This is a genomic window from Sphingomonas chlorellae, from assembly GCF_056485145.1.
Genome location: NZ_JBQXXM010000006.1, coordinates 105,126 through 124,440, shown reverse-complemented (window position 1 = coordinate 124,440; position 19,315 = coordinate 105,126). Strand labels below are relative to the sequence as shown.

Genomic DNA, 19,315 nt, shown 5'->3' with positions numbered 1-19,315 from the left:
GACAGCGTCCGCCCCGCCAGTCCCCCTGCGATCCGGGGAACCGGCGGTTTCGGGACGGTCAGTAATCGCGCGAGTAACGCACGCTCACGCTCGATCCACCGAACGAGCTGGTCTGCGAAAGCACGCTCAGCGCCCGCGAAAGCGCGATCTCGAGCTGGGTGGCGGTAAAGCCCCGCGCGTCGGTGATGATCTCGATATAGATGTTGTTCGTGATGTACTTGCCCGCGGCCAGCGACGTGCCGCGCCCGCTGGTGTCGTCGGCGCCCAGGATGCGCAGCCGGTCGATCCCCGTCGCGGCCTTGAGCTGGCCCAGCGGATTGAGCCCGCTGCCCGGATTGCTCAGCGAATTGACCGCGGCGGCAAGCTGGATGGCCTCGGTGGCCGACAGGTTGGTGACGTTGGTGCCGAAGAACAGGCGCGAGAGCACCTCTTCCTGCGGCAGCGATGGCGTCGAACTGAACGCGATCTGGGGTTTCTGCGCAGTGCCACTGACGGTCAGGATCGCCGTCACGCCCTCTGCCGTCGTGTTCGCGGTGATGTTCACCGAGGGGTTGGAGATCGTCGACCCCTGGAACCGGATGTCGCCGCGCGTCAGCTCGAACCGGCGGCTCGCAAAGCTGTAGGTGCCGCGCTCGACCTGCATGCTGCCGCGCACCTGCGGCGCCGCGGTGGTGCCGCCGATATTGACGCGCGCGCTCCATTCGGACTCGAGCCCCATGCCGTTGACGAACAGCCGGTTGTCGGCGCTCAGGTCGATGTCGAGGTCGAACACCGTCTTGATCCGGCTGCGTCGGGCCGCCGGCGTATCGCCCGCGGCGAGTTCGCTCTTGCGCCGCACGCCGGTCAGTTCGGGGACTTCGGCCGCGCCCTGGCGGACGATCTCGTAATGCGCCTCGGGGATCGTCAGCTTGCCGGCGATCTTCGCGATCTGGTCGTTCTTGGTGACCGTCAACCGTCCGGTCGCGGTCGCGCCCAGCGCCAGGCTGCGCGCCAGCCGCGCATTGTCAAGGTCGACGGCGATCGACAGCGGATAGCCCGCATCGGCGGAGAGCCCAAGGCTGCCCTGCGCCCGGATCGTGCCCTCGCCCGCCCGACCGCTCAACTGGTCGAGGATCAGCATGTCGTTCGAAAAGCGCCCGTCGAGGCGGATTCCCGTGATCTGCGTGCCGTAGCTGTCATGCGCATAGCTGAGGTTCTCGCCCCGCACGATGCCCTGGAGCTGCGGCGCCCGCACCCGCCCCGAAAAGTCGGCGGCGATGCCCACCGGCCCGGCAACATGCTGGTTGGCCAGCCCGGCCAGCGAGAAGGGGAACGCCGCGGGGCCGTTATAGCGAATCCCGCCCGAAAGCGGCGCCCCCAGCAGCCGCTCGGTCCACGGCCCGCTTCCCGGCGGCAGCGGCCGCAACGTCGCGATCAACCGCCCGATCGTCGTGCCGCCGCGCCGCACCAGCGCGCGGGCATCCCCGCCGTCGGGCAACAGCTTGCCGACAAAGCTCACATCGACCGGCGTCGACACCGTCGCCAGTGATGCGCGCGTGAAATCGCGGATCTCCAGCCGCGCATCGGCGCTCGGGAAGGCCGCGCCTTCCGGCTGGGCGAAGTCGAGGCTGCCCGTCGCCGTCCCGCCGATGCCCAGTCCCGTCGTCAGCGTGTTGAACAGCGTCAGGTCAAGCTTGTCGAGCCGCGCCTGCAACGCCAGTCCGCGACCATAGCTGCCCGCAAGCCGCAGGCTGCCCTGGTCGAAATCGATCTGCGCCGGGGCCAGCCGGTATTCGTCGCCGGCAATGTGGATCTGCGCCGGCTGGACGCTGTGGAAGCGCACGCCACCCGCCTGTCCCTGCACCGCCGCCACCCACAGTTCCGGCGTCATCCGCGCATTGGCAGCCAGGTCGAACGCCACGCCCGATGCGCCGTGCAGGACCAGCTGCGCGGTGCCGCGCCCGCCCTGATAATCGATGCGCGCGCGGCCGGTCTTGATCGTGAAATCCCCCTTGCGCAGCGCCGCGAGCTGAACGTCGGCGACGACCTGGGGCGTCTTGCCCAGCATCACGCGGGCCGAAACGAGCGCGCGGCCGATCGCCAGCTGGGCGTCGCCGGGGATCTGCGCGTTGTTCGCGACCGCCTGGACGTCGAGTTGCTGGACGCCGCTCGCATCGCTCAGCAGCGCGCGCCCGTCGACGCCCGAGCCGCGGAAAGCGAGCGTGCCGGCAAAGGGGCCGGCGTGCGTCTGCGCAATCGTCCCGGCAATCTCCATCCCGGCAAAATGGGCGCGGTTGACCGCCACCTCGATCGCCTTGCCCGTGCGCACCAGAACATCGGCATCGAACGGGCCATAGCTGGTGCCGCCGCGCGCCTGTACCGCCCAGGCGCCGCCCTGCCCCTTCACGCGCGCTTCAAGGTCGGCGAGCCCGACGCCCAGTCCCGGCCGATCGGCATGCAGCAACAGTTCGGGCGCGGTCAGCGTCCCCGTCAACTGGGCGCGAAGCGGGCCATACCGCGTCGATACCGCTTCGGCGTCGATGCGGATCGGCCCGGCCGGATCGTAACGCCCCGCACCCCGGAGCACGCGGAATTCGGGCGCTTTCAGCCGGAGGTCGCGCACGGTGACGATCCCTTGCGGCCCCATATCGACCTGCGCCGATGCCACCGCCCGCCCGCCGAGCAGATCGCGCAGCGTGGTGTTGGTGATCCGCCGCGTCTCAGCCGCGACACGCCCGCCGATGCCCCAGCCGCCGCGGGTCGCATAGAGCTTGGCATCGGTCGTCAGGTTGACGACGCCGACACCGTTGATCGCATAGTCGTTGATCCGGCCGCGGATGGCGCCCGTGTAACGCCCGGCGCTGATGTCGGCCGCGATGATCGCCGTGGCATCGACCCGATCCGACCGCAGCCGCAGATTGTCCGAAAGCACCCGGTCCCCGGCAACCGCCAGGTCGCCGCCAAGCTGGACGTGCGTCACCAGCGCGCCCGCCGCCGCGTTGAGGCCGGCAATCCGCGCCGCACGGGCGCGAACCGGGACCAGGATGCGTTCGGCATCGACGCGCGCGCGCCCTTCGGCATACAGGCCTTCGATCACCGTGCTGCCAAAGCCGAGCGCCGCGGCGCTGAGCTTGTAATCGACGAGCGGTCGCGAAAAGCCGCCGTCAAGCCGCAGTGCCGCACGCACGTCGCGGCCGTTCAGGTTGGGGGCAATCGCCCCCGGCGTGCGCAACGCCGCCTCGACCTGCAACGCGTCGAAGCGGTTGTTGCCCAGGTCGACCTTGCCGCGTGCCTCTGCCGCGAGCGCGGCGGAGGTGAGCTTGAGCGTGCCGTCGATCGTGCGGTCCGCCAGCCTCAGATCGGCAGCGACATCGAGGTGCGGCTGTGCCAGTCGTTCGACCGGTCCCTTCAGATAGGCGCCGGGCCAGGTCTTGCCGTCGACGCGGAATCGGCCATTGTCGGCGCGCAGACCGAGCCGGGCGACGGGCTTGCCGCCGATCGTCGCCACGGCGTCACCCTGCCACGACGCCCAGCTTCCGCGTCCGGCCAGCCGGGCGGTCATCGGCGCATCGACCTTTGCCAGCCCGGCCACCAGCCCATTGCGCGGGGCGTCGAGCCGCAGATCCGCGTCGAGGCGATTGCGGTCGGGCACCGCATCGATCCGCGCAATCAGCCGATCGCCCCCTGCGAGCCCCGGCGCGGCGATCGTGCCGCCGTCGAGTGCGAGCTGCACGCGCCCGTCGGCAAGATGGGCACGCCCCTTGACGCGCGCGAGATGGCGCTGGCCGGTGACGGCGCGATCGACGTCGATCTGCGCGATGTCGAGTTGCTCGACGGCGATATCGATGTCGGGAAGGATCGGCGCGTTAGGATCGCGCGGCGTCGAACGCAGCTGCGGCATCCGTGCGATTCGCAGCGCCGGGCTCGCCAGCCGATGGATCTCGATGCGATTCGACAGGTAGCGCCATGGCCGCCAGTCGAGTTCAATCCGTTGCGCCGAGGCGAAGACGCCCGCGGGGTCGCGTGCCTCGACATCGTGCAGCACCATCGCGCCATAAAGCGAGCCGTCGATGCGGCCGATGCGGAATGACAGGCCCGATGCAAGCTTCAGCGCCCCGATCTGGCGCGCGACGAAACGATGCCCCGGCGCGGTGTCGAGGCCGGCGACGATCAATCCGGCAAGCAGGACGAGGCCGGCAATCCCCCCCGCGACCCACAGCGCCAGGCGCGGCCAGAGCCGCCGACGTGGCGACGGGGGCGGCGCGGTTTCGGGTGCGGGGCCGTCGGCGGCCGGCTGTTCCTCGGACGGGGGGATCTCCGCCATCAGAAGGCCTGCCCGATCGAGATATAGAGCGACACCTTCGATTCACCCGGCTTGCGATTGATCGGGGTCGCCACGTCGATGCGCACCGGCCCGAAATTGGTGTAATAGCGCCCGCCGATGCCGGCGCCGAAACGGATATCGCGGCCCGTGGGCGTCACGCCCTCATAGACCTGGCCCGCATCGATGAAGGGAACGATGCCGAAATTGCCGAAGCGATAGCGCGCCTCGACCGCGAATTCGTTGAACGCACGCCCGCCCACCGGCTTGCCGTCGGGCGAACGCGGGCCGAGTTCCTGATAGCCGAAGCCGCGCACCGACCCGCCGCCGCCGCCATAATAGCGCCGCGAGGGCGGCAGGGCATCGCGATCGACGCCCTGGATCGAGCCGATGCGCGCACGCCCGGCGATCACCACGTCCTTGCTGACCGGATAATAGCCCGTCGTCTCGATCATCGACCGGAAATAGGGCTGGACCTCGCCCCGCACCGAGGTTTCGGGGCTGACATTGAGCTTCACGCGAAAGCCGCGCGTCGGGTTGAGCAGGTCGTCCGACGTGTCATAACCGACAAAAGCCGGCAGCGCCGCGATCAGCCAGGTGCCGCGGTCGCGTCGCCCGCGGTTGAAATTGTACCGGTCCTCGTTCGACCCGACGAGTTCGGCGCCGTAATAATAGGTCCAGCGCTTCTGCCAGATCGGCGTAGAATCCCGCGACCAGCGGACCAAAACGCCGCCGGTATAGGATTCGAACGCGTCATAATCCGAATGGTTGAGCGACGCGCTCGCCTGGAACGTCCGGTCGCGCAGCCCCGCGTTCGAACGCCGGAAGGTCGTCGTCGCGGCCTGCTCCTGCGTTCCCAACACGCCGCTTACGATCAACGCACCTTCGGGCGGGAACAGGTTGCGGTGCGTCCAGCTCGCCTCAGCCCGGAATCCTTGACCCGTGCTGTACCCGACCTCACCCGCCAGCGTGCGCTGGCGCCCCCGATTCTGGCGAACGAGCAGGTCCACCGCCTCGGTCCCGTCCGCGGCGACGCGCCCGGTGCGCTGCGGCTCGACCGAGACCGTCGAAAACAGGCTGGTCGCGATCAGCGCCTCGCGCAGGTCGTCGACCCGGCGGCTGTCATACAGGTCGCCCGGCTTGAACCGCGGGAACACGCGCAAGTGCTTGGCATCGAAAACGGGGCGCTCGCCCTCGGTCACGACGGTGCCGAACCGTGCGCGCGGCCCCGGATCGACCGGCAGCGTATAATCGCCCCGATGCGTTTCCTCGTCGAGCAGCACGTCGCGTTCGCCCAGCTTGACGAACGGATAGCCCTGTTGCGGCAGGCGCAGCGTGACGTTGGCTTCGGCAGCCTGGACGCGGTCGGCACGAATGGCGTCGCCGGGGTTGAGGTTGAGCTCGTTGTCGATCAGCCCCGCCGGAACGGTCGGGCTCGCCGCGACGACATTGACCGATCCGATGCGATAGAGCGGCCCGGGCGTCGCCGTCAGGGTCGCGCGGACATTGCCCGAATTGGCCGGATATTGTTCGATCGTGATGATCGCCGTCGCGTCATAATAGCCGCGCGACTGAAGCAGCCGCAGCGCCAGCTTCTCATCCTCGGTTGCCCGCGCCCGCACCATTGCCGCGTTGACCGCCTTGCCGTCACCGTCCTCCAGCGTCGACAGCGCCCGAAACTCGTCGTCGAGCCCGAGCTGCGCCAGCCCGTCGATCGCAAGCGTGTAGCGGATCGAACCCAGCTTCTTGGTATCGACCTTCTCATCCGCAAGGACTTCGGTACGGAATGCCTCAAGCGGCGGCAGCGGTTGTGCGAACTCGGGCGCCTCGGCGGCAGGCGGCGGAAATGCCTGTTCGATCTGGCGCCCGACGGCCTGCGGCGTTCCCCCGGCGGCGGCCGGCCGGTCCTCGGGCGCACGCTGCGCGGTCTCGCCCGGGGCGGCAGGCTTCGCGAAGTCCTTGAGCGGTTCAAGCGGCGCATTGATGTCGTCGCTGAGCCGCGGCAGCGCTGCCTCGAATTCGGCGTCGGGAATGATCGGCGGTTGCGGAATCAGCGGCGTCGGAGGAACCGGGACAGCAGGCGCGCGCTGCGGGTCCACGGGCCGCGCAGCCGCCTCGCCGCCCGCGACGGCACCGGGCGCGGCGGGGACGCGCGTCGACGCCGATGCCGGTGCAGGGGCACCCTGCCCCGGTTTCGGATCGGCGATCTGCTCGGCGGCGGCAGGCGCAATCATCCCAGCCGCCAACGCCGCCATCCAGCCCGCCCTTACCCCTTTGTCCACGCGCCTCCTTCGGGGACCGCTGGCCGGTCCTCTCACGCTTGCGAAACGACCGGGCGGCGCTTTGGGTCCGTCGCTTTGCCCGGGCGGGGCCGACGGTTGCGATCAGCCGACCTGCCCGGCGTCGCCGCTAGCCTTTTTCACCTCGGCACGGAAGCGGTGCAGCAGCGGTTCGGTATAACCGCTGGGTTGCGTGACGCCTTCGAACACCAGCGCACGGGCAGCCTGGAACGCCAGGCTGGTCGCCTCATGGCCGGCCATCGGTCGATAGGCAGGATCGCCGGCGTTCTGCGCGTCGACCTTTGCAGCCATGCGACGCAGCGCCGCGTCGACATCGGCCTCGGTCGCGACCCCGTGGAGCAGCCAGTTGGCCATGTGCTGCGACGAGATGCGCAACGTCGCCCGGTCCTCCATCAGCCCGATATCGTTGATGTCGGGGACCTTCGAGCAGCCGACGCCCTGATCGATCCAGCGGACCACATAGCCCAGGATGCCCTGGGCGTTGTTGTCGAGTTCCCGCGCGACGGCGTCAGGCGTCCAGTTGCGCCCCGTCGCCACCGGGATCGTCAGCAGCGCGTCGAGCCCGGGCACCGGCTCGTGCGCAATCTCGGCCTGGCGCGCAAAGACGTCGACCTGATGGTAATGCAGCGCGTGGAGCGTAGCCGCCGTCGGCGACGGCACCCAGGCAGTGTTCGCCCCCGACTGGGGGTGACCGATCTTCTGCTCGAGCATGTCGGCCATGCGGTCGGGTGCCGCCCACATCCCCTTGCCGATCTGCGCACGCCCCGACAGGCCGCAGGCAAGCCCGATGCGCACGTTGCGGTCCTCATAGGCCTTGATCCACGACGACGCCTTCATCTCGCCCTTCGGGATCATCGGTCCGGCGCGCATCGAGGTGTGGATCTCGTCGCCCGTGCGATCGAGGAAGCCGGTGTTGATGAACACGATCCGGTCCTTCACCGCGTGGATGCAGGCGGCAAGATTGGCCGAGGTGCGGCGCTCCTCGTCCATCACGCCGACCTTCAGCGTGTGGCGGTCGATCCCGAGCAGATCCTCGACGGCATCGAACAGCCGGTTGGTGAAGGCGCATTCGTCCGGCCCATGCATCTTGGGCTTGACGATATAGACCGAGCCCGTCCGGCTGTTGCGGAACCGTCCCATGCCGCGCAGGTCGTAAAGCGCGATCAGGCTGGTGACGATCGCGTCCAGAATGCCCTCGGGCACTTCGCTACCGTCGGCCATCAGCACTGCGGGCGTGGTCATCAGATGGCCGACATTGCGCACGAACAGCAGCGAACGCCCCGGCAGCGTCAGCGTCGTCCCGTCGGGCTGGGTGTAGTCGCGGTCCGCGTTCAGCCGACGGGTCATCGTCCGCCCGCCCTTCTCGAACGTGTCCTCAAGGTCGCCGCGCATCAGTCCCAGCCAGTTGGCATAGGCGGCCACCTTGTCGTCGGCGTCGACCGCCGCGACCGAATCCTCCAGGTCGACGATGGTGGTCAGCGCCGCCTCGAGGACGACGTCGGCGATCCCGGCAGGGTCGTCGCGGCCGATCGGATGGCTGCGGTCGATCACGACCTCGATATGCAGGCCGTGGTGACGGAACAGCATCGAATCGCCATGTCCGCCGACGAACTGACCGGGATCAGCGAGCGGCAGCGCGCCGCCGGTGAAATCGGCCCAGCGCATCCCCTCGAGCGGCACCGCCGTGTCGAGGAACGCCTTGGCATGCGCGATCACCTGCGCACCGCGCTCGGCATCATAACCGCCCGGCCGCGCGGTGCCTGGGAGCGCGTCGGTGCCGTAAAGCGCGTCATAAAGGCTGCCCCAGCGCGCGTTGGCGGCGTTGAGCAGGAACCGCGCGTTGAGCACCGGCACGACCAATTGCGGTCCCGCCATTCGCGCGATTTCGTCGTCGACGCGCTGGGTGGTCACGGTGAACGGCGCCGGCTCGTCGACCAGATAGCCGATCTCGCGGAGAAACTCGGCCTGCGCCTCCGGATCGGCCGCGCGTTGCGGATTCTCGGCGTTCCACGCGTCGATCCTCGCCTGGAGCGCATCGCGGCGGACGAGAAGTGCGCGATTTTCGGGTGCGAAGCGTTCGAATACGGCCGCGACATCGGCCCAGAATGTCGGCGCCTCGATCGCCAGATCGGGCAGCACCCGCTCCTCGATCAGGCGCACGAGGACGTCGGCAACCTGAAGGCCAGCGCGGATGGATCGAGCGGTCATGATTACTCCCTCCTGAGGAACGCGTTTGAAAGGTCGCCTGGGGAGGGGCATTGCCCGCTTAGTCCAGGCGCGGAAGACGGATCAACCCCCAACCGGCATCGAACGATCAGCCATCCGCGTCCAATGCCGCTGCCGCGGCTTCGATCCGGGTCAGCATCGCGCATAATTGCCGCTGCTCATCGTCCGAGAGCGACTCGAAGATCCTGCGCTCCAACTCGATCGCCTTCGGCAGCACCTGTTCGTAAAGCGACCATCCGGCAGGCGAGAGCGTCAGCAGGTGCGAACGCTGATCCTCCGGATTGGCAGAGCGCGCGACGAGCCCCCGTTCGGCCAGTGCGATGGCGGCGCGGCTGACGGTTACCTTGTCCATGCGGGTCCGGCCGCACAGTGCCTGCTGACTCATCGCGCCGCCTTCCGCGAGCACCGTCACCAGCCGCCACTCCGGGATGCGCAGGCCGAACAAGGTGCGATATGCCGTGGCCACCGCATCCGACACCGCGTTCGACGCGATCGAGAGGCGGTAGGGCATGAAGTCGTCGAGCCGCAGCGTTTTCCGCACCTTACCCCTCCAATGGGTTGCCGTCCTCGCAAGTGACAACGTTGGACAATTGCATATCGTGCAATCGTACCGCCAGCCTTTCGCACTTGCAACACAGGCCCCTCAACGGCACAAAGAACGGGCCTTTCAGGCATCCTCTCCTAAGACTATCAAGGCCGCTCCTCGGAGCGGCCTTTTTTTTCACCCCGATCAAACGCCAATCATGCTGCATCGCAGCAAACGTAGCGTCAGCGGTCATTCGGCAAATGCTCAACGCTTCATCTGACGACGGATCGTTGCCTGCAGCGCCCTTCCATAAGGCGGACGCATCCCGGACAGCCCGCCGACATCGATTCGCGGCTGACGATAGACCGCCCGAGCATGACTGAAGGTGCGGAATCCGATCTCGCCGTGATAGGCCCCCATGCCCGATGGACCGACACCACCGAACGGAAGCTCCTCCTGGCTGACGTGAAAGATCACGTCGTCGATCGTAACCCCCCCCGAGATCGTCCGATCGAGGACGTGACGACGCTCGCCTGCGTCGGGGCCGAAATAATAGATGGCAAGCGGCCGATCGCGGCCGTTCACTTCCGCAATCGCCTCGTCGATCGCGCGATAGCGCCGGATCGGCAGCACCGGCCCGAAAATCTCTTCCTGCATCACCTTCATGTCGTCGGTCGCATTGCGCACGATGTGAAGCGGCATCTTGCGGCTGTTGGCAGCGCCGAAATCCTCGCCGGCGGGATTGACCGCGATGACCTCGCCCCCCTTGGCGCGCGCATCCTCGATCCACTCGCTCAGCCGCGCGTGATGCCGGTCGTTGATGATCGCGGTATAGTCGGGATTGGCGAGCAGGCTGGGATACATGCGTGTCGCGACATCCTGAAGCGCCTGTACCATGGCGGGCTCCTCGGCCTCGGGCACCAGCATATAGTCCGGCGCCAGGCAGATCTGGCCTGCATTGAGCATCTTGCCCATCGCCACGCGCTCCGCCGTCTGCGCGATACTGGCCGACCGGCCGACGATCACCGGCGACTTGCCGCCCAGTTCCAGCGTCACCGGCACCAGATTGTCGGCTGCGGCATGCAGGATATGCCGCGCGATTCCCGTCGCGCCGGTGAAGATCAGGTGATCGAAGGGCAATGCGGAAAAGGCCTGCCCGATCTCAGGACCACCGGTGAAGAACGCAACCTCCTCGGGCGCGAAGTAGCGCGGCGCCAGCGCCTCGAACAAGGCGGCGACCGCGGGGGTGAACTCGCTTGTCTTCACCATCGCTCGGTTGCCCGCGGCCAGGATCCCCGCGAGCGGCCCCATCACCAGATTGACCGGGAAATTCCACGGCGCGATCACGCCGACGACACCCTTGGGCTGATGCTCGACCCACGCACGCGCGCCCAGCAATCCCAGCGGGAACATCACCGGCTTGCGCTCGGGCCGCATCCAGCGCTTCAAATGACGGCGCGCATGTTCGATGGCCGAAACCGACGCGGCGATGTCGGTCAGCATCGACTGCTCGCGACTGCGGTGGCCGAAATCCTCGCTCAGCGCATCGCAGAACTGACCGGCATTGTCGCCGACCATCGCCGCCGCCCGGGCGAGCCGGTCACGCCGTTCGGCAAGGCTCACCGGCATATTCTCGCCAAAGGCTCGCCGCTGCCGCTCGAGCATATCGCGCATGGCCTGGATCTGCTGCATGAATTCCTCCCCCATCGCCGCCCATTCGGACCTGTCGCGGCTTCCGGCGGCAAGCTTATCGCGCGATCGGGATCGAGGCGAGCCCCGCCATCCAGCTGCCGAACGCCGCGAGCGCGAGCAGCGTACCAAGCGGCAGCCGGTCGGCCGCAGCCATCCTTCTTCCGCATAGCCGGAGGATCAGCACGACACCGAGCCCGACCAGACATGCCGCCAGCAGCACGCCCGGCAGCGTCCGCCACCCAAGCCAGATGCCGATCGCCCCGAACAGCTTGGGATCGCCTCCGCCCAGCCCCACGCGCCCCCGAACGCGGCGATAGCCGGCCGCGACTGCCCACAGGCTGCCGAAACCGATGAGCCCGCCGAGCACGGCATCGCCCGGCGGCACCGCTGCACCCGCCACCACCGCGGTCACGCCCGTGATCGCCAGTGCCGCGGTCAACCGGTTCGGGAGCCAAAAGGCGGTGAGATCGAGCCCTGCCAGCGCGAGCAACTGCCAGCCGAACACGGCTCCTGCGATGCCCGTCGCACCGGGCGCCAGCGCGCCTGCCGCGACACCAATCGCCAAGCCCGCAAGTTCGACGATCAGATGCACTGGCGCAATCCGCGCGCCGCAGGTCCGGCAGCGCCCCCGCGCGCGCAGATAGCTTGCCACCGGCACCAGTTCGTCCGCGCGAAGCACGCGGTCGCAAGCGTCGCAGTGCGACCGCCCCTGCGCGACGCTTCGGCCCTGCGGCCAGCGCACGATCACCGTCGCGATGAAGCTGCCGAAGACGATCCCGAGCACGCCCAGCAGCAACGGATAGGCGATGTCAGTCCCCGTCACGCGCCGGCCGCTTGCGGATCAGATAGCGATAGACGCCGAAGAGGTTGATGCAGAACAGGACGCCGTTCTGCGTCCACAACGGTTCGTCGTCCGCCAGCACCGCGCCGGTGATCCACGCCGCACTCGATGCCACGAAAAGCGCAAAACCCCACCCGGTCACCCGGCGCCCGAGATCGAGCGAAACCATGAAACATGCGATGATCCCGCTGATCGAAGCGAACCATTTACAGACGTCGACTGGCGCCACCGCGGCACTCCCTCTCCATGCGCGGCGCCGGGGCGATTTGCAATCACCCGGCTTTGCAAAGCCGCGGTCGGCCATGCAGAGCTGCAAACCGGGGTGCAATCCGCCTGCCGAACGCCTAGATCGCGGCCAAACATCCGAGAGGAGCCATTATGTCCGCCGATGACGTCGTCATTGTTTCCTATGCCCGCACGCCGATGGGCAGCTTCCAGGGATGCCTGTCCCCGGTCAGCGCCACCGATCTCGGCGCGACCGCGGTCGGCGCTGCGGTCGAGCGCGCCGGACTGAGCGGCGAAGCGATCGAGCGTATCTATATGGGCTGCGTGCTTCCCGCCGGCCTGGGCCAGGCCCCTGCCCGGCAAGCCGCGCTGAAGGCCGGCCTGCCGCATCATGTCGAGGCGACCACGGTCAACAAGATGTGCGGATCGGGAATGCAGGCCGTCATCATGGGTGCCGATGCACTTGCCGCACGCTCGGCCGATCTGCTCGTCGCAGGCGGGATGGAGAGCATGACCAACGCGCCCTATCTCTCGACCCGCCACCGCGCCGGCGCCAGGATCGGCCATGATCGCCTGATCGACCACATGTATCTCGACGGGCTCGAGGATGCGTACGAACCCGGCAAGCTGATGGGCGTGTTCGCCGAAGAGACCGCACGCGAATATCAGTTCACCCGGGAGGCGCAGGACGCATTCGCGATCGCCTCGCTCGAACGCGCGCAAAAGGCCTCCGCAAGCGGCGCATTCGACCGCGAGACGGTGCCCGTCGAGATTCAGGACCGCAAGGGGACGACCACGGTCAGCTTCGACGAACAGCCGACGCGCAGCAACGCGGCGAAGATCCCGACGCTCAAGCCCGCCTTCGCCAAGGACGGGACGATCACCGCCGCCAATGCCTCGTCGATTTCCGACGGCGCCGCCGCGCTGGTTCTCACCCGTGCCAGCGTCGCCGAAAAACTGGGCCTGACGCCAAAGGCGCGGATCGTTTCCCACGCCGCGCACGCTCACTTGCCGGCGCGTTTCACCACCGCCCCGGTCTTTGCGATGCGCAAGGCACTCGAAAAGGCCGGTTGGACGACCGGGGACGTCGACCTGTTCGAAGTCAACGAGGCCTTTGCGTGCGTCGCGATGATTGCGATGCACGACCTTGGGCTCGCGCACGACGTGGTCAACGTCAACGGCGGCGCATGCGCGCTCGGTCATCCGATCGGCGCCAGCGGTGCGCGCGTGCTGGCGACGCTGCTTGCCGCTCTTGAAGCGCGCGGCGGCCGTCGCGGACTGGCATCACTGTGCATCGGCGGCGGCGAGGCCACCGCTGTCGCGGTCGAACTGCTGAACTGATCGACCATGGGGTCAGGATCGGCGCCGGGCCGATCCTGACGGCTGGCGGCCAGCGTTCAGGGCACGCTTTCGCCGGGCTCGACACCCCATAGGCGCGCCTGCTCGACATAGCCGGCGCGGCCATTGGCGTCGAACCAGCACCAGCCCGACTGGCATTTGCTGATCCGGCCGACAACGCCGGGTTCGGCACGCCAATTGATGCCGGCATCGCCGCGCGGTTCGGCGCGAAGCTCTGTGATCGCGCCGCGGATCATCCCGGTGCGTCGATCCTTGAGCAGGTTGAAGAGCATCCACCCCTCGGTCCCGTCGGGATCCTGCACCTTGCGCCATTCGCCATAGACCGCAACGACCCGCACGGGCAGTCCCGGCCGCTGGTAGATCCAGCTGCTGGGGTAATTGCGCCCGGGGCCGGTACGCATCCGCGCCTTCCCTGCCTCGATCGACAGAAAATAGGGGAGCTTGCGCTGGTCGGCTGCGGCGGGGACGGCAGTGCCCAGCAGCGCCAGGCCGATTAGCAGCACGCCGCTCCGGCGCTTCGATTGGCTGGTCATGCCTCCCTCTAGCGTTCGTACACCTTTCCCTTCAACCGTTGACTGTGGCGCGCCAAGCCTTCAATTCGATCGACCATGCCCCAGATTGCGCGCCCCGCCCGCCCCCGGGTCTTCGTCACCCGTACCCTGCCTGAACGGGTCGAGGCCCGCATGGCCGAACTGTTCGACGTGGTGCTCAACCGCGACGACCGACCGCTCGGCCGCTCCGAACTGGCCGCCGGCATGGCCGATTGCGATGTGTTCGTCCCCACCGTCACCGACGACATCGACGCCGCGCTGATTGCAGGTGCGTCCGAACGGTTGAGGCTGATCGCCAACTATGGCGCAGGCTATGGCCATATCGACCTGGCCGCAGCGCGCGAGAAGGGCATCCTGGTCAGCAATACGCCGGGCGTCTTGACCGACGACACGGCCGACATGGCGATGGCGCTGATCCTGGCGACGCCGCGCCGGCTCGTCGAAGGCGACAAGCTCGTCCGCGCCGGCGCATGGACCGGCTGGTCCCCCACCAGTATGCGCGGGCACCGGCTGGGCGGGCGCAAGCTCGGCATCCTCGGCATGGGACGCATCGGCCAGGCGGTTGCGTTGCGCGCACGCGCGTTCGGCCTATCGATCCACTATCATGGCCGCCACCGCGTTCCCGAAGTGCTCGAGGCGCAGCTTGGCGCGACCTTCCACGCCGATCTCGACACGATGCTCGAGGCGATCGACATCCTCACCATCCACGCGCCGCATACGCCGGCGACGCATCGCCTGATCGACGCGCGTCGGCTCGACCTGCTGGGCCCCCATGGCTGGCTGATCAACACCGCGCGCGGCGACATCGTCGATCCGGAGGCGTTGGTGCAGTCGCTCGCGACAGGCCGCATCGCCGGGGCGGGGCTCGACGTCTATGTCGACGAACCGCGCGTCGATCCCCGGCTTGTCCCGCTGGACAATGTGGTGCTGCTGCCGCACCTCGGCTCGGCGACCTTCGAGGCACGCGACGAGATGGGGTTCAAGGTTGTCGCGAACATCCGCGCGTGGGTCGACGGGCATCGCCCCCCCGATCAGGTGTTCGACGCCTTTCTCTGAGCGTTCGGGTCAGCCGATCTCGATCCGCACACGCTGGACGCCTTCGGCCACCGCGATTTCGACGACGCGCAGTTCTTGGCGGGTCCGCACGCTCAACTGTCCGTCGCGTTCGATGCGGGCTTCGGCGATCTCGGCGATTGCCGGAGAACCCTTGAGGCGCAGATCCTCCTCAAGGTCGCGGCCGCTCAGATGCGCGCGCCGCATCGTCCGCGCATCAACAACGCCTTCGCGGATCAGCAGGCTTGAGCTGCCCTTGATCGCCCGACCGAAGCCATGCCAGCGCAGCGCGATCCATGAGAACAGCCAATGCAGGGCCAGGATCGCGGCGACACCGGCAATCGCCGGCAGAATCGGTGCGTTGCCGGTGATCGCTCGGCTGGCCACCGATCCGACAATGATGCCGACGATCACGTCGAACGCCGTGCCTCGCGCCATGAAGCGCTTCTTTCCCATCCGCACGATGGCCAGCGTGACGAGGTAGACGATCACGGCGCGGAAAGCGACTTGGCCGGGACCGAGCGCTTGCGCCTCCTTCCCCACGCCGATCATTGCCGCCAGCACATGCTGCATCCTGCGCCTCCGTCACCCCTCCGGGCGTCGAAAGCGCAGCAGCAGGCGCGCAGGTTCCGCGGCCCGCGCCGGAACGCGGCGCCGCGGCCGAGCGGTCAGTCGCCGGTCAGGATCCGGTCGACGAGCTGCTTCACCGTCGGCACGAAGCCGTTGGAATAGAACGGATCGCGCTTGAAGTTGAACGCGGCGTGCCCCGCGAACATCAGGTTGTTGTCCACCGGACCGCCATGCGCGATGTCCTGCAGCGTCTTCTGGATGCAGAAGCTGCGCGGGTCGGCAAGCCGGCCGGTCGAATTGGTCTCGCTGTCAGCCCAAGACGAAAACTGGCACTGGCTGAGGCAGCCCATGCAGTCGGCCTGGTCCTTGCGGATCGTCTGCTGCTCTTCGGGCGTGACGAACACCAGCGTGTTGTCAGGCGTCTTGAGCGCGCTGGTGAAGCCGCGGCCATGCCACTCGCGCGCGCGCAGCAAGTCGTTGCGCGTCACCCAGAAGTTCTTGCCGCGGACGCCCACATCGAGCTGGAAGCTATGGTCCCCTGCCGCCTCGGTCGAATAGGGGATCTGGCGCTCCGACCGCGCTTCGAGGTTGCGCAGGAAGCTGTTGCGATGCGCCGAAGAATAGAAGCCGGTGGGCGAGAATCGGTGGAGCAGCACATCGCCCTCGTCGATCTCCATCAGCTTGCGCTTCCACTCGTCGGGGATGGGGCTTTCCTGCGTCAGCAGCGGCCGGGTGCCGAACTGAAAAGCAATCCGCCCAAGTTCGGGATTGTCGATCCAGTCGCTCCAGTCGCGCAGGTACCAGACGCCGCCGGCCATGACGATCGGGACCTCGTCCGAAATCCCGCCCTCGCGCATCGTCTCGCGCAATGCCTTGACGCGCGGATAGGGGTCCTGCGGCTGCAACGGGTCTTCGGCATTCGAAAGACCGTTGTGTCCGCCGGCGAGCCAAGGGTCCTCATAAACCACCGCCGCCAGCCATTCGGCCGCCTTCGAATAGGCGCGCTTCCACAGCGCCCGGAAAGCGCGCGCCGAACTGACGATCGGCAGATAGTTGACGTTGTAGGATGCCGCGATCTCGGACAGCTTGTACGGCATGCCGGCGCCGCAGGTGACGCCCGCCACCATGCCGCGGGTGCGTTCGAGCACGCCCTGCAGCACGCGCTGCGCCCCGCCCATTTCCCACAGCACGTTGATGTTGATCGCGCCCTTGCCGCCCGCAATCTCGAATGCGCGCTTGACCTGCTGCACCGCGCCTTCGATCGCGTACTGGACCAGTTCCTCGTGACGCTCGCGACGCGTCAACGCGCGATAGATCTGGGGGATGATCTTGCCGTCGGCGTCATAGCTGTCGGCGTTGACCGCACTCACCGTGCCGATGCCGCCGGCGGCTGCCCATGCTCCTGCGCTGGCATGATTGGTTGCCGCGACACCCTTGCCCCCTTCCACCAGCGGCCAGACTTCGCGGCCATTATACTGGATGGGGGTCAGACCCTTGAACAAAGAAACCTCCAGAAAAAATTTGGCGGACGCTAGCCGGAAACGTGCCGACAAGCGAGCCGCAATCTCAACCCAGCGCGCCCGGCCGCCCGATCGCCTCACCATAAAGCCGTGCGTAGGCGGCGATCATCGCACTCTCGTCGTACAGCGCCCGCGCCTTCTGACGGTTCGCTGCGCCGACCATGGCGCGCGCCTCGGGATGGCGGGCAAGCACGTCGATCCGGTCGCGCAGCCCCACTTCGCTGCGCTCGTCCAAAAGATAGCGATCATTCTCCGCCGCCACCATTACGGGAATATCCCCCACGCGCGGCGCGACCACGGGCAGCCCCGCCGCCATCGCCTCGATCACCGAAATCGGCGCCTGCTCGCTCTTCGACGACAGCGCAAAAATGTCGAACAGTCCCATGTAGCGATAGGGCTCGGGCAGGAAACCGGGCAGGAACACGGCGTCGTCGATCGCCATCGCCTCGGCGGCATCGAGCACCGCCTGACGCTCCGGCCCTTCGCCCAGGATCACCAGCTTGAACCGGCAGTTGAGCCCGCCGGCCGCACGCACGAGCAGCGGCACGTCCTTCACCGCGCGCAGCCCGGCAACGCAGCCGATGAAAACCTCGCCCTCACGCCGCTTGGCGAGCGCGGGGATCAGTCGTGGATCGGGCTTCTCGGCATAACGCGCGGTGGGCACGCCGTTGGCGATCCGCCGAACGCGCGACGGCGGCTGGCGCCATTGATGCAGCGCGATGCGCTCCAGCACTTCGCTCGGCACCACCAGCGCCTTGGCGGCGGGCAGCGCCAGCCGGCGGTACATGTTGCGTACCGGATTCAGCCGTTCGGCCTCGTCGGCGTTGAAGCCGTCCTCGTGGTGGATGACCGGCGGCATCCCCTTGCCAAAGACGCGCGCCGCCATCACGCCGTCGATCGCGCCCCAGTTATAGGTCAGCACCAGATCGAAACGGCGCATGAAGCGCGCGATTTCCTCGTAACGGCGGACCGACGGCTTGCCCGTCAGCGGCGGCGGATTCTGCGCGATCTCGTAACGGATGCCCTTCGCGATGGCGTCGCGGGCGCCATATTGGTCCGGCATCGACGAGACGATGGTGTGCCGTGCGCGATCGCCAAAGGCATTCATCAGCCGGACGGCGCGCGCCTCCTTGCCGCCCAGCGCAAAGGTCGAATGCAGGTGCAGGATGTGGATCGACATGGTTGCGCGGGCTTAGCGTCCCTTTCGTCGTCCGTCATCCGGTTGTGCCACAGGGAACGCCCCGCGACGGGGCAACCTCGCCGCCGCCATCGCCGCGCTCAGCCGGCCGCTTCGAGCAGCCGGTCGACCGCCGCCAGCACCTCGGGCTCGTCGAGCGTCGGGGCATGGCCGATCCGCGGCACGGTGACGAACTCGGCGCCCGGCATTTTCCCGATCATCCGCTGCGCCGTCTCCGGGCTCAGAATGTCCGAATTCTCGCCGCGCACCAGCAACACCGGCCTGCCCGCCAGCGCGTCGATCGTCGGCCACATGTCCGGGCCGGCGGCATTGCCGGGCACGCGGAACGGCTCGGCGATCTTCATGTCGTAGTCGAGCACGATCCGGCCCGAGCTGTTCACCCGGTACAGCCGCTTCGCCATGCGCAGCCAGTCCTCGATCCGGTAATCGGGATAGACGTCGTGATTGGACTCGGCCAGCCCGCGCGCCGCATGCATCCAGGTGGGATACCAGACCGCCTTGCCGACATAGCTGCGAATCCGGGTCAGCCCGCGCGGATCGATCTCCGGCCCCACGTCGTTCAGTACGACACCCGCGAGGCGCCCCGCCCCGGTCGCCGACAACAACATCGTGACGATCCCGCCCAGCGAGGTGCCCACCGCGACGAAACGCTCGATCCCCGTCTCGGCGAGCAGCGCCTCGACATCCTGCAAATAGGTCAGCGGAACATAGGTCATCGGGTCTTTGGCATAGGCGCTCTCGCCCCGCCCGCGGAACTCGACCGCGATCACGCGCCGGCGGCCGGCCAGATGCGCCGCAAGCCCCTCATAATCGCGGGCGTTGCGCGTCAGTCCGGGAAAGCACAACACCGGCGGCCGGTCGGCCGCGCCCGGATAGTCGCGATAATGCAGCCGAAGCCCGTCCTTCGACCACCAATAGCCATCGGTATAGTTGCGCCGTTCACCCATCCCGCCC

14 protein-coding genes are annotated in these 19,315 nt (G+C 67.9%); 2 read left to right on the top strand and 12 right to left on the bottom strand.

All coding sequences use genetic code 11. From position 1 onward, the window contains the following. Window positions 1-58: 58 nt before the first annotated feature. The 7 genes from ACT3CF_RS15655 to ACT3CF_RS15625 all read right to left on the bottom strand — a co-directional run bounded on the left by ACT3CF_RS15655 (window position 59) and on the right by ACT3CF_RS15625 (window position 12,114). Entirely contained in the window at window positions 59-4,303 is a 4,245-nt protein-coding gene (locus ACT3CF_RS15655) for a translocation/assembly module TamB domain-containing protein (RefSeq protein WP_478424320.1), read from the bottom strand. Continuing rightward, the gene (locus tag ACT3CF_RS15650; RefSeq protein WP_478424318.1) at window positions 4,303-6,534 is read right to left on the bottom strand and encodes an autotransporter assembly complex protein TamA; all 2,232 of its coding nucleotides are present in this window, start codon (window positions 6,532-6,534) and stop codon (window positions 4,303-4,305) included. The genes ACT3CF_RS15655 and ACT3CF_RS15650 overlap by 1 nt, the downstream gene beginning before the upstream one ends. 150 nt (window positions 6,535-6,684) lie before the next feature. Further along, window positions 6,685-8,808: a malate synthase G gene (locus ACT3CF_RS15645; RefSeq protein WP_478424316.1), complete on the bottom strand. Its 2,124-nt coding sequence runs from the start codon at window positions 8,806-8,808 to the stop codon at window positions 6,685-6,687. 106 nt (window positions 8,809-8,914) lie between these two features. After that, entirely contained in the window at window positions 8,915-9,337 is a 423-nt protein-coding gene (locus ACT3CF_RS15640) for a MarR family winged helix-turn-helix transcriptional regulator (RefSeq protein WP_478424469.1), read from the bottom strand. Window positions 9,338-9,616: 279 nt separating this feature from the next. Then, on the bottom strand, window positions 9,617-11,044 hold the full coding sequence (locus tag ACT3CF_RS15635; RefSeq protein WP_478424314.1) for a coniferyl aldehyde dehydrogenase: 1,428 nt from the start codon (window positions 11,042-11,044) through the stop codon (window positions 9,617-9,619). A 55-nt stretch (window positions 11,045-11,099) separates the two neighbouring features. Next, window positions 11,100-11,867: a prepilin peptidase gene (locus ACT3CF_RS15630; protein WP_478424313.1), complete on the bottom strand. Its 768-nt coding sequence runs from the start codon at window positions 11,865-11,867 to the stop codon at window positions 11,100-11,102. Then, entirely contained in the window at window positions 11,854-12,114 is a 261-nt protein-coding gene (locus tag ACT3CF_RS15625; RefSeq protein WP_478424312.1) for a hypothetical protein, read from the bottom strand. The genes ACT3CF_RS15630 and ACT3CF_RS15625 overlap by 14 nt, the downstream gene beginning before the upstream one ends. A gap of 149 nt (window positions 12,115-12,263) precedes the next feature. Between ACT3CF_RS15625 and ACT3CF_RS15620 the strand changes: the two genes are divergently transcribed. Then, window positions 12,264-13,451, top strand: coding sequence for an acetyl-CoA C-acyltransferase (locus tag ACT3CF_RS15620; RefSeq protein ID WP_478424311.1), 1,188 nt, complete (start codon window positions 12,264-12,266; stop codon window positions 13,449-13,451). Between the two features lie 56 nt (window positions 13,452-13,507). Here the strand turns inward: ACT3CF_RS15620 and ACT3CF_RS15615 are convergent, their stop codons facing one another. Continuing rightward, window positions 13,508-14,002, bottom strand: coding sequence for an SH3 domain-containing protein (locus ACT3CF_RS15615; protein ID WP_478424309.1), 495 nt, complete (start codon window positions 14,000-14,002; stop codon window positions 13,508-13,510). A 75-nt stretch (window positions 14,003-14,077) separates the two neighbouring features. On the opposite strand from ACT3CF_RS15615, the gene ACT3CF_RS15610 reads away from it, so the two are divergent. After that, window positions 14,078-15,076, top strand: coding sequence for a 2-hydroxyacid dehydrogenase (locus ACT3CF_RS15610; protein ID WP_478424308.1), 999 nt, complete (start codon window positions 14,078-14,080; stop codon window positions 15,074-15,076). A gap of 9 nt (window positions 15,077-15,085) precedes the next feature. Here ACT3CF_RS15610 and ACT3CF_RS15605 read toward each other — a convergent pair whose 3' ends face one another. From ACT3CF_RS15605 to ACT3CF_RS15590, 4 genes are all read right to left on the bottom strand, one after another. Continuing rightward, window positions 15,086-15,646, bottom strand: coding sequence for a DUF421 domain-containing protein (locus tag ACT3CF_RS15605; protein WP_478424306.1), 561 nt, complete (start codon window positions 15,644-15,646; stop codon window positions 15,086-15,088). Between the two features lie 95 nt (window positions 15,647-15,741). After that, window positions 15,742-17,145 carry an NAD(P)H-dependent flavin oxidoreductase gene (locus tag ACT3CF_RS15600; protein ID WP_478424304.1) on the bottom strand — a complete coding sequence of 468 codons (1,404 nt, stop codon included), beginning with the start codon at window positions 17,143-17,145 and terminating at the stop codon, window positions 15,742-15,744. 64 nt (window positions 17,146-17,209) lie between these two features. Further along, window positions 17,210-18,343 (bottom strand): glycosyltransferase, encoded by a 1,134-nt coding sequence (locus tag ACT3CF_RS15595; RefSeq protein ID WP_478424303.1) that lies wholly within the window; start codon window positions 18,341-18,343, stop codon window positions 17,210-17,212. Window positions 18,344-18,441: 98 nt separating this feature from the next. Next, on the bottom strand, window positions 18,442-19,308 hold the full coding sequence (locus tag ACT3CF_RS15590) for an alpha/beta fold hydrolase (protein ID WP_478424301.1): 867 nt from the start codon (window positions 19,306-19,308) through the stop codon (window positions 18,442-18,444). Window positions 19,309-19,315: the final 7 nt, after the last annotated feature.